A 12,541-nucleotide genomic window follows, 5' to 3' on the forward strand; every position below is an offset into this window, starting at 1 on the left:
CGGTTAGTTAGTTCTATTATGGAACAAATGTACAACATTCTGCAACGATTGTGCGATTCGTAACCACCAAGATCTTCTTGTGGAAGCCAAGTTCGCTTGGTGTCTGAGAATTCCACGTCGATCCTTCTGTGCTAATTCGGATCTCATAAATTCATCCAGCTGTTCTTTGACATATATATCTGACAGTGTCATTTCCAAATTCCCCCTTTACATGAGTTCATTATGCTCTCGCCAACAGGGGAGAAAAAGAGTATAGTTTTATCAAAATATTTCCTCTTTTAACATCATATTTTCCAAATAGGGGAAAGGAGGTACCTATGCTGCCCTTAGAGAGATACGCGGTATTATACGATAAATATGCGATGCCGATCGGGAAAGGCACTGGCGTGGAAGTCTCGCTCGAGCAATTGGCCGAGGTGCTCTACTGCACGGTTCGCAATGTGAAGTTGATTATCCGAAGGCTTGAAGATGAGGGCTGGGTTACTTGGCAAGCGGGAAGAGGACGCGGGAACTTGTCACGGCTAACCTTCCAAGTAGACAAAGACAGTCTACTACTGCAATTGTCGCAAGAGCGTGCGGAGCTGGGCGAATATAAACAAGCTTTTGATATGCTGCATACGTATAGTGAGGGGACACAAGTGCTCAGTAAATTCGTCGATTGGCTCGACAGCCAATTTGGCTATAAGACGGAATCATGGGCGGGCAAGCCGCAAGCAGACATTTTGCGAATACCGAGCTATTATCAGATCCAGACGCTCGACCCGGCTGAACTCGTCTACGCTTTCGATAGTCATATGATTCGTCAGTTGTTCGACCAGCTCGTCTATTACAGCGAGGAATATAAGCAATACATGCCCTCCATCGCACACGCTTGGGAACATAATGAGGATGCAAGTATTTGGACGTTTTATTTGCGCAAAGGGATTCTATTCCACAACGGGCGCGAGTTAACGGCCGAAGATGTGGTCTTCTCGATGACGAGGCTGTCGCAGCGTAATAAAATCCAGAGCTGGATGCTGCGTACACTAGACCGAGCTGAAGCGATAGGGCCTTATGTGGTGCGGATTCATCTCACTAGGCCGCATTGGTTGTTCCTGCGTATCCTCTGCTCAGCTTCTTTGTCCATTGTACCGCACGACTTCGGAGGGTTGACGGAAGAGGAATTCTGGTCTTTACCCATCGGGACAGGGCCGTTTCGGTTGAAGGAATGGAGCGAGAACCAATTTGTCCTAGAAGCGCATACGAGCTATTTCCAAGGCCGTCCGCATTTGGACGGCGTGATGTTGGCCTATGTGCCGAAGGAAGCTGCTCCGCGTACGAAGTCGAACAAGTGGCAGAAACTGCTCTACGGTCAGGATTCGCTCCATCAGGAACCCAACGATGCATGGACGAAGGTGGAATTGCTGCCTCGCGGTTGCAGTCTAGTGGTATGGAACATGCGCAAGCAAGGGCCGCAGCGGTCCATTGCGTTCCGTCGCGCGATGAATGCCATTATCGATAGGCAGCGGATGCTCGAGGAGCTGGGAGATAACTGGGTGTATCCTGCCTACGGATTCTACCCGAGTGAGCAGACACCGCATGAGGGGGATCCGTACGACCCTGATTATGCTCAGGTATTGTTGGCTGAGGCGGGATATGATGGTACGCCGATCACACTCATGACGCATGAGGGTCATGAGAAGGAAGTGCATTGGATCCAGCAGCATTGCGCGGCATACGGGATCGAGGTGCGTATTGAAATTGCCACGTGGCAGTCCATACGTGAACCGGAGGTGATGCATATGGCTGACGGCATCTTGAGCTGTATCGTGCTTGCGGAGGATGAAGTCTGCCTTCTTGAGATGTATGAGCAAGACGGGGGCTCTATCAAAGAATTTATGCTGCCTGAATTCCATCCTTGGGTACGGGAACGCATTGAGCAAGTATTGTCTACGCCGGATGAGACGGAGCGACGTGCTCGTCTATCTGCTATAGAGCGGCGTGCACGGGATGATGGCTTTATTCTGTTCTTATTGCATAATAAAATGGGTACCCATTCCCATCCAAGCGTGCGTGGTGTTGGATTAAATTCGCTAGGGTGGGTGAATTTTAAGGATGTCTGGGTCGCTTCGACATAGGGAGCAGCGAACAACCGCATCCTAACCCAAAGAGACTATCCGCATCAGCGGGTAGCCTCTTTTATCTTGCTGTATGTATTGATCTACAGCTTTTTTATTTTGCCTACCGTGAACTTATCTCTGCCGTTCCAATCAGGCTGTTTGCTGACATTACGGACTTGGTTCGTCTGTTCATCATATTCATAGCCGTCCTCGAGGAATAGATGCTTGACTTCCAGCTTGAATTGTAGAGCACATTCTTTGCATAGATATCCGCGGTGGATTTGATGCTCGCAGAAGTAGCAGTTATATCTCAAGTTCGGATGATCGAGCGAAAACAGCTTGCCTTCATTAATATATTTAATCAGCTTGCTAACCGGCACTTCGACGGCTTCACTAAGCTCATGGAGGCTGACGTTCCGATTGTCCTTTAGGTAGGTATTGCTTCGCTCAAGCTCGGATCGAATAAATGCATAACATTCCGGGCAAAATTCTGAAAAATATTTCTGAAAAATATTCCCGCAACGTTTGCAATTATCTACGTTCAATGACATTCCCTCACCTCAATTGCTTCATGAATTACTACTAGTATGCCTGTAGAGATAAGTAAAAGGATATAATGGGGAGGATTCCACGCATTTTGCACGATACAATTCCCGAATCATCGAGGAGGAGAGACATGCAACCTTTTACTATATCTGTTATCGGCATCCTGCGCTCAATTCCTGAGGGCAAAGTGATGACCTATGGACAAGTCGCCAGTGCAGCAGGGAGTCCGCGAGCCGCAAGACAAGTCGTGCGCGTGCTGCATACCTTAAGCGGGAAGTATGATCTGCCTTGGCATCGCGTTGTGAACAAGAGCGGAGAAATTGCGCTGCAAGACGATATTTCCCGTTCTGTGCAGCAGTCATTATTAGAAGGAGAAGGTGTGCATTTCGACACGGCAGGCTGTGTGGATCTTGAACGATACCAATGGGATGAGACTTAAACTGGACAGAAGCCGGGATTGTCCGTGCAGAGCTGACGCGCGTAGAGCGGGTCTTCTTTGGTGAGGGCTTCAAAATAACTGCCGATAATGTGATTATTGCCCGGTGACCCGTTCTGGAACAGCATCGACACGGAATGGCGGACATGCGTATAGAAAATCGTCTTTTTTCGCTTCGGGAGTTTATAGATAAACGGCGGGATATGGGTGACGGCATCGACCAGATTGTTGACGCGGTAGCTGTTCTTCACTAGGCGGATAAAAGCTTTGGAGAAAGCGGGGTCCCCAACGCGCGGCGATCCGAACGTATAGACCCAAGGGGTCGTGAACGGCGTATTCGAGGCGACATCGATCGCGCAGAAGGTGGCGAGTGCGCCTCCCAGGCTATGCCCGGTAATGTACACGGTTTTGCCCGCAGGGAGCTTGCCCAAGAGCTCTAGAATTTGCGTGCGCGCAGAAGTGTAGATATCTGTGAATCCTTTGTGCGTAAGCCCGGCGTTGTTAACGAATTTGAAAGGGGTCTGCACCGCGATAGCGTCGGAGATCCAATCCGAAGTCGAGACGGTTCCGCGAAAAGCGATAATGAGATCGGATTCGGATTCGAGCACAAAGCCGAAGCGCTCCCATTCGCCGCGGAAGGACTTGGCCGAGATTTCCGCCGTGGTTTGGTAGCCGTAGGGGACGACGAATTGGCCATTCGGGTCATTATATTGGTTGTAGGTCTGTTCACAGACAGCCGCTAGAAAAATAGCCATTCGCACCTGAAACCCATTCGCACTCATCGTTATCCCCACCTCTCCCTACACTATATTAGATGTGGGCGTGTGAGGTGCCTATTTTTCCATGGATTTGTGCTTCATCCAAAAACGCCAAAAACCTTAGAAAGGTCTTTGGCGTATACGTTAGCGATCTCTATTATTCCTTCACATATTCAATCGTGCTCCGAACCGTATTAATCGGACGAACCATCTTCTCAATCTGTTCACGTTTGGATTCGAGGAATGGTGGGAGCGACAGCTTCTCACCCAGCGTCTCATACGGCTCATCCCCCATAAAACCAGGTCCATCTGTAGCGAATTCGAATAAGATTTGCGGTGCAACTCTCGCATACAATGACTCGAAAAAGAAGCGGTCAACATAGCCGGAATTCGGGAATTTATAGCTGTCCAGACGACCAATCCACTCCTTCAATACCGAACGATCCTCGACACGGAAGGCTGCATGATGAACGGTACCATACCCTTGCTGCGCCCGCGGTAGAATTACGTTATGCTCCACAATCACTTGCGCCCCATTGCCGCCCTCGCCAACCTCGAACAAGTAGAGTGAGTCTTCTTGTGCAATCTGCTTAAACATCAGCACTTTCGTAAGGACTTCCTTGAGAAACTCCACATCCGAGACGCGTACGAAAACGGGACCTAAGCCGGTAATGGCATATTCGAGCGGGATCGGGCCTTTCTGCCAAGGTGTACCGGATTCCACGCCGACATTATGCTCATCGGAGATCAGTTGGTACTGTTGATCGTCGAAGTCGACAAACGATAGAGTCTGCTTGCCGAAAAGCGGCTTGATGCCTGTATGCTGTACACCGAGGCGATCGAATCGACGCACCCAATAGTCTAACGCGGCATCGCTTGGCACGCGGAACGATGTTTTGGAGATTTCATCTGTCCCATGCTGCCCTTTTGGAATGCCCGGGAAATCGAAGAAGGTCATATCGGTTCCTGCGCTGCCTTTGTCATCGGCGAAGAATAAATGATACGTCTGGATATCGTCTTGGTTAACGGTCTTCTTCACAAGGCGCATCCCTAATACATTGGTGAAAAAATCATAGTTCTTCTCTGCGCTGCTCGTAATGGCTGTTACGTGGTGTATTCCTTTTAATTCGTTCATCATGTCGTCCTCCAATATATGTTTAATTTTTTTGTGATTTATCTTTATATCAAATATCTTTACTTGAAGACAATATAACGCTGTTTACTGTTCTTGTCAACTGAATCGTAACAAAACATAAATTTCATGGAAAAGTATCACATTTCGTTGATTGAGCACCTATAAGTGTAAGCGCTTAAACTTTACAATGGAAATACAGCATACGAGGACAGACAGACGTCAATGTGCTAGCTGTTTCAGAAGTTGCTGCGGTAGAGCCGTCAAGTGGTTCGCATGATACATCATCGAACGCACTGTCATAGAAGAATTCAGACGAGGGAGGCCATGACATGGCGCAAGTTCAACCAGAGTTAGACACGGGTGTAGAGGTCCGAACATCGCAGCGCAGTCCATTCCGCCGGTTTTTGCAGCAGATTGATCTGCAAATGATGGTCATACCGGGGATCCTGCTCATCATTATTTTCAGTTATATTCCGATGTACGGCGTATTGATGGCATTTCAGGACTACAGCATCTTCAAAGGGTTCGCCGCCAGTCCATGGGTAGGGTTAAAGCATTTCGAAATGTTCTTCAACTCACCGGAGTTCGTAAGCGTCATGCGGAATACGCTCGTCATCAGTCTCTTGAAGCTGTGTATTGGATTTCCGGCACCGATCATCTTGGCGCTCATGCTCAATGAAGTCAGACACATGCTGTTCAAGCGTGTCGTGCAGACGATTACGTATCTGCCTCACTTTATGTCATGGGTTATTGTTGCTGGGATCGTCATGTCCCTCTTGTCGACGGATAACGGCAGTGTGAACATTCTGCTCGAGAATCTAAATCTGGTCGATGAACCGATTAATTTCCTCTCGATTCCGAAGCTGTTCTGGAGCATCCTGGTGACGACGAACGTCTGGAAAGAGATTGGGTTCGGGTCCATCGTGTACATGGCGGCAATCGCGGGTATTGATCCGCATATGTACGAAGCAGCGTCGATGGATGGCGCCAGCAAATTTAAGCAAATTTATCTAATTACGCTTCCTTCTATCATGCCTGTCGTGATTATCTTCATGATTCTAGCGATCGGGAACCTGCTGAATGCAGGCTTCGAGGATATCTTGCTGCTCGGTGTCAATCCAGTCTTGCGGGAAGTATCCGATGTCATCGAGACGTACGTGTATCGGATCGGGATTCAGAACTCACGGTACTCGTATGCCACAGCTGTCGGCTTGTTCAAGGCAGTCATTAGCGTAGGGTTGCTCACCATCGCGAACTATCTTGCGCGTCGATCAGGCAATAGCTTGTGGTAAGAATGAAGACATCATGGGAGGTGTGTCAAGAATGAATAGACTTGGAATATCGGATCGAATCATGTACATCTTTATATATGCGTTTCTTATTATACTTACATTTGTTACGTTTTATCCGTTCTGGAATGCGCTGGTCATCTCCCTTAACAAAGGAATGGACACGGCAATGGGTGGCGTCACGTTCTGGCCAAGGAGCTTCTCGCTGGAGAACTATGAAGTCGTTTTCAAAGACAAGCGGCTCCTGAACGGCTTCGGGGTCTCGGTGCTTCGTACCATTATCGGGACGGTGTTATCTATCTTGATGACGAGTATTTTCGCCTTCGGTCTATCGAAGAAAGAGTTGATGGGCCGCAAGTTTTATATGATTCTCTGTATCATTACCATGTACTTCAGCGGTGGTCTTATTCCTACTTTCTTATTGATCCGCAGCCTTGGTATGATGAACTCTTTCTGGGTATTCATTATCCCGGGACTTATCAGTGTATGGAATATGATCATCTTCAGAACCTTCTTCAATGGGCTTCCGGCAGGGTTGGAGGAATCTGCGAAGATTGACGGCTGCGGCAACTGGGGGACGTTCTTCCGCATTGTACTGCCGCTCTCCGGTCCGGTTATCGCAACATTATCGTTGTTCACGGCGATCTACCATTGGAACGACTGGTTCACACCGAGTATCTACATAACCAATGAGAACCTACTTCCGATTCAGACGATGCTGAAGCAAATTCTGAACTCGAACATTATGTCTGAGCAGATGTCCAACTTGGATGCAGCAGCGCAGAGCCAGATGTCGAAGATGCAGAGTGTAACGAGCAAATCGCTCTCGATGGCGACGATGATGGTGGCAACTTTGCCGATTATTATGGTGTACCCTTTCGTACAGAAGTTCTTCGTCAAAGGGGTATTGGTAGGATCCCTGAAAGAGTAGTAAGGGGATGTTCGTGAGACGTTTGAAGCATTTGCTTTGGACATAAAACCAATTTTGAAAGGGGAAACAGTCAGATGAAGAACAAGAAAAAAATGATTATGTGTGTGTTATCTGCCTTCCTAGTCTTATCTCTTCTGGCAGCGTGTGGCGGCAACGCCGATACGAAGAAACAGGCGGAAGGGTCAGGTACTACGACGAATGAGGGTACAAAGACAGAAGAGGTAACACCAGCAAGCGATAAGTATGAGCTCGGCAAAGAGCCGCTCGAATTCACCTTCTACGGTCACTATGATTGGTATACGATGCCAACGTGGGGACAAGATGAAGCAACCAAATGGATTAAAGAGAATAAAAAAGTCGACATCAAAGCGATTCAATCCGGCGGTAGCGCAGCTCAGAAATTGAACACAATGATTGCAACGAACGAACTTCCAGACGTGATTTGGATGGACCGCGGTCCAGATGTGGAGAAGCTGCGTCAAGCTGATATGCTCGTGCCGTTCGATGATTATCTAGATAAATATCCGAATTTGAAAACGTGGTTCGCGGAGAATGGTATGAATATGCTGCGTTCCGAGGACGGTAAATTGTATCAGTTCCCGAACTGGTATACGAGCCAACCAAACGGCAACGCAGGTTATGTTGTGAATAAGAAGATCTACACCGAGCTTGGCTCACCGAAGATCGAGACAACAGAGGATCTGTACAACTACTTGAAGCAAGTGAAAGCGAAGTATCCAGATGTCATTCCATTCGAGACAGGTCTTGCAAAAGACGGTCAAGGGCTTGATATCCTGTACTCTGCGTTCAAAGCGAACAACAAAGGCTACTCCGCGAAAGGTCTCATGGCCGTTCCGGTAGATGGCAAATTGTCTTCGATCTTCAAGGATGAGCCGTACCGTCAATCGATGGTCTATGCATCCAAGTTGTTCCGTGAGAAATTGATTACGCAAGATGCGATGACGCAGACCAAAGACCAAGAGAAAGAGAAAGTGATGACAGGCCGCGTCGCTGTCTATGCGACATCCAGCCCGACAGATATTGCACAGCTGGCACAACCAGACCTTGCGAAGAAAGACCCTAACGGCGGTTACATTATGATCCCTCCTGTTCATGCCGAAGGCGTACCTGCGGATCAAGTATTCCCTGGTTCGTACAAACAATTGGGATGGAACGTGTCCGTTATTACGAAAGCGGCCAAAGATCCGGAAGCGATCTTCGCATTCTTGGATTGGTATACAGGTCCGGCAGGACAATCGGTTCAAATGTGGGGACCCGAAGGTAAGTACTGGCAGGGTGTAGAGGAAGATGGCTTTACGCCGAAATTTACAGACGCTTATGTGACGGATGCAGATGCTCTTGCGAAGCTTCAAGGTGAGACGGTGAACTTGATGTGGAACGGTAACACTGTATTCCTAGATAAGACAAAAGCGAAATACGAAGCAACATTACCACTTGAGAAACGCAGTTGGGCAACACACTGGCAAAGCACAGTGACATGGAAATCGCAATCCGATGCGACAGAATTCGTGAACTTGTCTCCAATGCCTGAGAGTGAGGAAGGTATCGCACAGCAACGGATTAATGATATTTTCATAGAGTCCAGAGCGAAAGCATTGTTCGCGAAGAGCGATGCAGAAGTGCTTGCGATTCTAGACAAAGCGGCAGCGGATGCCGACACAGCTGGGTTCCCTAAACTGCTAGAGTTCGAGACGAACAAATGGCAAGAGAACTTGAAGAAAATGAGCGGCAGTAAATAAGCATGACAGAAATGAGCTAAATCGAGGGGTATACTAATCACATTAGTATACCCTCGTTTTTTGTAAAGATAAGAATGTATAAGTTTCACAAATAAACTGTTCTTATATTTAAATTCAAGCGCTTTAACTTTAAGAGATGGTATACTTGGTAGAGTATTTTACATAGAACTCTAATGATCGAATGGACAATCAAAGGGGGCTGCATCCATGTACAAAGTATTGCTAGCGGACGATGAAATGCTTGATTTGGAAGGGATGAAACAGTTTATTCCTTGGTCAGAGCTGGGGATGGAAGTCGTCGGGGCCGTAAATAACGGATTCTCTGCATGCGAAGTCATGGAGAAGCAGTCCATTGATATATTAGTCACCGATATTAACATGCCGAACATGTCTGGACTTGAGCTGGCACGTCGTGCACTCGGATATAAAAGTGATTTGCGCATTTTATTCGTAAGCGGTTACCAGGACTTCCATTATGTGAAGCAAGCTTTATCCCTAAAGGCAGTCAGCTACGTATTGAAGCCGATGGATGATAACGAGTTGATTGCCTCACTGACTAGCGTGAAGCAAGCGCTGGATGAAGAGAAGCAGCGCCGTGATGCGGAGGAAACCTATCAGGATATGATCCCGATGGCGAAGAATGATCTGCTGATTCGCCTGTTCGAAGGGGAGTTGTCTTGGGGACAATCGGAGAAGCTGCAGAAGCTCGCGGTTTCCTATCGATTAAATCTGCTGCTGTGGCCGCTGCATGTTGTTGTGCTGGAGCTCGATGATCTGGCATGGATGCCGGTTGAGCATGTGGGTGCGGCGCAGCAAGAAATGCTGAACTCGTTTCTCTATGAGATGAACGAAGTTGCCAAACGCCATGGCATGGAGCATGGATGCAAGCTGTCCAGATATCGCCTTGCGATTCTGATGCCGGATAGCGGGATACACGAATGCCTAAGTGATATGTATCGCACCGCCAAGGCGTTGTTCTCGGGTTCGATGACCGTCGGGGTTGGCGAAGCCGTTCATGGTCTGGATCAATTGAATATTTCCTATCAGCAAGCGCTGGAGGCGATTGATGGGAAAATGTTCTTCGGCAAGGGACAACGCATCGACTATGTCGATGTTCGTCGTGCACCTGCGCTGGACGATGCCCGGATCTTGGAATTCCGATTGGATGCCTTGTTCAACGCAATGTCGCACTATGAGTTGGTTCGTATTCACGATGAAATCGATAATTTGTTCTACTCGGTTAATGCGCTGCGCTCGAAGTTTACCGTCCACAACCTCGCCATGTACATGGTCTGGAAGCTGGATCAATATTTGCATACGCTGGGCGAAGATTTGTTCGAGATGTTAGGCATGCAGCTGCACAACTTGGATGTGCTCCTTCAATTCGAAACGACGCAGGAAATTCGCTCTTGGTTCGTACGCAAAGTGTTCGAGATCTCCGAAATCCTGCATCAGAAGGCAAGTTCGAAGAACAGTAAGTTGATTCGTGAGATTCTGAAAATGGTGAGAGACCAATTGCATGAAAATCTGACGCTTAAAGATATTGCGTATCAATTCTCCTTCTCCCCGAATTACTTGGGACATTTGTTCAAGGAAGAGGTCGGAAAGACCTTCAGTGAGGTTCTCATTCAGATGCGGATGGACCGGGCGCGCGAGCTGCTGAAGGACCCGGTGCTCAAAATCTATCAGATTGCGGATCAAGTGGGTTATCGGTATCTGCCTTATTTCAGTAGACAATTCAAGGATACGTTCGGGATGACACCGATGGAATATCGTAAACGCGAAGGGTAACGGGGGATAGTCGCATGCAAGTACAGACACAGAGGAAGAAATCGATGTACCTCCCGATCGGCTTCAAGCTCATGCTGACCTATATGTTGTTCATCGTGATTCCGGTCATCGTCATTGGATATGTATCGAATTCGATGTATCAGAATTCCATCCGCACGCAGACGGAGAACAATATTCAAGGCACATTGCTGCAGATTCGCGATAATATCGAATACAAGCTCGAAGATGTGAAGCGTGTCTCTTCGATGCTCTATTACGATTATTCCTTGGCAACGCAGCTACGAAGCTTCCGGGAAGGCTGGGAGAGCTATGAACGGACAACGAAGCTGGTCCTGCCGAAGTTCGATATTGCAGTCAATGCGACGGGGATGAATATCGCCATGTCCGTATTCCTCGGGAATGATTCGCTTCCGGAGGTCTATCACGGCTCCTATGAGCGAGAGAATCCCGATTTGCTCGGGCGTACTTATAATTTATATCATTTGAATCGGATTACGGAGAAGTCTTGGTACAAGGAGTTCCCTGAAGAGAAGTATGGGGAGACAATGGAGTGGCGACAGATCGAACGTGACGCCGAGTTCAACCGCATATCGCTATTGCGCCGTATGGTAGACAGCTTGGACCCCGTACGACTCAAAGAGTTCGGCTTCATGCGATTGAGCGTTCAAATTCCGGAGATTTTTAGAAGCGTCGACTTTGAGAAAATCGGAGAGGGCACCGTACTCTCGATTCGGGATGAGCACGAACGGGTGATGTATCAATCTGGGGCCTTGCCCAATCAGGTGCTTGAAGCAGAGAATCCTGCAACGCATTATCTGATGATTGAAGAGCCGCTAGGTAGTATATCATGGAAGCTGGTAGCTCAGATTCCGACGACGATTATCCAACGCGATGCTCAAAAAGTTCGGATGTTCATTATGGGGGTATGCCTTGTCTGTCTGCTAGTATTTACGTTCCTCGGCGTATTCGTCTCGAAGTACTTCTCCGTACGGATTCATAAATTCGTATCGGTGTTGAACGCCTTCCGCGAAGGAGATCTGCATAAACGCATGTCCTATCGAGGGCGAGATGAGTTCTCACAGATTGCAACGGCCTTGAACGAAATGGGTGAGAATATTGATGGGCTGATCAAGAAGGTCTATCTAACGCAGCTTCAGAAGAAGGAAGCAGAGCTCGAGATGCTGCAGTCACAGATTAATCCGCATTTTCTCTATAATACGTTGTCATCGATTAACCGGCTGGCGAAGTTCGGCGAGACAGAGAAGGTGCAGCAGACCGTACTTGAGCTTGCGAAGTTCTACCGTCTGACCCTCAATGAAGGACGGACGATGATCCCTGTGGCGTCCGAGATTGAGCAAGCTAACGCGTATCTGGAGATTCAGAAAATCAAATACGGTGACCGGATGGAGGTCATGTTCGATATCGATCCTGATATTTGGCCGTACGAGACCATGAAGCTGATTCTGCAGCCATTCATCGAAAATGTCCTGAAGCATGCATGGTGCGGGGATCGCATCCATCTGCGGATTGTCGGACAAATGGACGGTGGAGATATTCTATTCCGTGTTATCGACGATGGGATCGGGATGAAGCAAGAGCGCATCGACCAGCTCTTTGGTCCTGAAGGGCATATGAACGCGGGATACGGACTTCGCAATGTCGATCAGCGGATCAAGCTGCAATATGGATCGCCTTACGGCGTATCGATCTATAGCCGCGTTGGGATCGGCACATCGGTGCAGATTCGAATCCCGGCGCAGCGAGGGAAGGCGTAATTCGATTCCTCAACGAATGAT

At 48.2% G+C, this 12,541-nt stretch carries 11 protein-coding genes; 7 read left to right on the plus strand and 4 right to left on the minus strand.

The window, feature by feature from the left end:
- Positions 1–3: 3 nt before the first annotated feature.
- Positions 4–192, minus strand: coding sequence for a hypothetical protein (locus ACFQZR_RS06655; RefSeq protein WP_379344139.1), 189 nt, complete (start codon positions 190–192; stop codon positions 4–6).
- A 125-nt stretch (positions 193–317) separates the two neighbouring features.
- On the opposite strand from ACFQZR_RS06655, the gene ACFQZR_RS06660 reads away from it, so the two are divergent.
- Positions 318–2,117 carry an SgrR family transcriptional regulator gene (locus ACFQZR_RS06660; protein ID WP_379344141.1) on the plus strand — a complete coding sequence of 600 codons (1,800 nt, stop codon included), beginning with the start codon at positions 318–320 and terminating at the stop codon, positions 2,115–2,117.
- Positions 2,118–2,200: 83 nt separating this feature from the next.
- On the opposite strand, the gene ACFQZR_RS06665 is transcribed toward ACFQZR_RS06660, so the two are convergent.
- A complete protein-coding gene (locus ACFQZR_RS06665) occupies positions 2,201–2,650 on the minus strand; it encodes a hypothetical protein (protein WP_379344143.1) in 450 nt (149 codons plus the stop codon).
- 125 nt (positions 2,651–2,775) lie between these two features.
- On the opposite strand from ACFQZR_RS06665, the gene ACFQZR_RS06670 reads away from it, so the two are divergent.
- Complete coding sequence (locus tag ACFQZR_RS06670) at positions 2,776–3,084, plus strand: MGMT family protein (RefSeq protein ID WP_379344145.1); 309 nt, start codon at positions 2,776–2,778, stop codon at positions 3,082–3,084.
- Here ACFQZR_RS06670 and ACFQZR_RS06675 read toward each other — a convergent pair.
- Both ACFQZR_RS06675 and ACFQZR_RS06680 read right to left on the minus strand, forming a co-directional pair.
- Positions 3,081–3,863, minus strand: coding sequence for a lipase family protein (locus tag ACFQZR_RS06675; RefSeq protein WP_379344146.1), 783 nt, complete (start codon positions 3,861–3,863; stop codon positions 3,081–3,083). The genes ACFQZR_RS06670 and ACFQZR_RS06675 overlap by 4 nt on opposite strands.
- A gap of 133 nt (positions 3,864–3,996) precedes the next feature.
- A complete protein-coding gene (locus tag ACFQZR_RS06680) occupies positions 3,997–4,974 on the minus strand; it encodes a ring-cleaving dioxygenase (protein WP_379344918.1) in 978 nt (325 codons plus the stop codon).
- A 329-nt stretch (positions 4,975–5,303) separates the two neighbouring features.
- On the opposite strand from ACFQZR_RS06680, the gene ACFQZR_RS06685 reads away from it, so the two are divergent.
- From ACFQZR_RS06685 to ACFQZR_RS06705, 5 genes are all read left to right on the plus strand, one after another.
- The gene (locus tag ACFQZR_RS06685) at positions 5,304–6,266 is read left to right on the plus strand and encodes an ABC transporter permease (RefSeq protein WP_379344147.1); all 963 of its coding nucleotides are present in this window, start codon (positions 5,304–5,306) and stop codon (positions 6,264–6,266) included.
- Between the two features lie 31 nt (positions 6,267–6,297).
- Positions 6,298–7,194 carry a carbohydrate ABC transporter permease gene (locus ACFQZR_RS06690; protein WP_314588896.1) on the plus strand — a complete coding sequence of 299 codons (897 nt, stop codon included), beginning with the start codon at positions 6,298–6,300 and terminating at the stop codon, positions 7,192–7,194.
- Positions 7,195–7,268: 74 nt separating this feature from the next.
- Positions 7,269–8,954, plus strand: coding sequence for an extracellular solute-binding protein (locus tag ACFQZR_RS06695; RefSeq protein WP_379344149.1), 1,686 nt, complete (start codon positions 7,269–7,271; stop codon positions 8,952–8,954).
- 207 nt (positions 8,955–9,161) lie between these two features.
- Positions 9,162–10,745 carry a response regulator gene (locus ACFQZR_RS06700; RefSeq protein WP_379344152.1) on the plus strand — a complete coding sequence of 528 codons (1,584 nt, stop codon included), beginning with the start codon at positions 9,162–9,164 and terminating at the stop codon, positions 10,743–10,745.
- Between the two features lie 14 nt (positions 10,746–10,759).
- Entirely contained in the window at positions 10,760–12,520 is a 1,761-nt protein-coding gene (locus ACFQZR_RS06705; RefSeq protein ID WP_379344154.1) for a sensor histidine kinase, read from the plus strand.
- Positions 12,521–12,541 lie beyond the last annotated feature (21 nt).

Source organism: Paenibacillus sp. GCM10027629, assembly GCF_042676425.1.
Classification (GTDB): domain Bacteria; phylum Bacillota; class Bacilli; order Paenibacillales; family Paenibacillaceae; genus Paenibacillus_K; species Paenibacillus_K terrigena.

What these genes read in the sequence shown, in the direction of transcription:
- ACFQZR_RS06700 (WP_379344152.1), top strand. Translation starts at nt 9,162, where the DNA reads ATGTACAAAGTATTGCTAGCGGACGATGAAATGCTTGATTTGGAAGGG.
- ACFQZR_RS06705 (WP_379344154.1), top strand. Translation starts at nt 10,760, where the DNA reads ATGCAAGTACAGACACAGAGGAAGAAATCGATGTACCTCCCGATCGGC.
- ACFQZR_RS06670 (WP_379344145.1), top strand. Translation starts at nt 2,776, where the DNA reads ATGCAACCTTTTACTATATCTGTTATCGGCATCCTGCGCTCAATTCCT.
- ACFQZR_RS06680 (WP_379344918.1), bottom strand. Translation starts at nt 4,974, where the DNA reads ATGAACGAATTAAAAGGAATACACCACGTAACAGCCATTACGAGCAGC.
- ACFQZR_RS06665 (WP_379344143.1), bottom strand. Translation starts at nt 2,650, where the DNA reads ATGTCATTGAACGTAGATAATTGCAAACGTTGCGGGAATATTTTTCAG.
- ACFQZR_RS06655 (WP_379344139.1), bottom strand. Translation starts at nt 192, where the DNA reads ATGACACTGTCAGATATATATGTCAAAGAACAGCTGGATGAATTTATG.
- ACFQZR_RS06685 (WP_379344147.1), top strand. Translation starts at nt 5,304, where the DNA reads ATGGCGCAAGTTCAACCAGAGTTAGACACGGGTGTAGAGGTCCGAACA.
- ACFQZR_RS06675 (WP_379344146.1), bottom strand. Translation starts at nt 3,863, where the DNA reads ATGAGTGCGAATGGGTTTCAGGTGCGAATGGCTATTTTTCTAGCGGCT.
- ACFQZR_RS06690 (WP_314588896.1), top strand. Translation starts at nt 6,298, where the DNA reads ATGAATAGACTTGGAATATCGGATCGAATCATGTACATCTTTATATAT.
- ACFQZR_RS06660 (WP_379344141.1), top strand. Translation starts at nt 318, where the DNA reads ATGCTGCCCTTAGAGAGATACGCGGTATTATACGATAAATATGCGATG.
- ACFQZR_RS06695 (WP_379344149.1), top strand. Translation starts at nt 7,269, where the DNA reads ATGAAGAACAAGAAAAAAATGATTATGTGTGTGTTATCTGCCTTCCTA.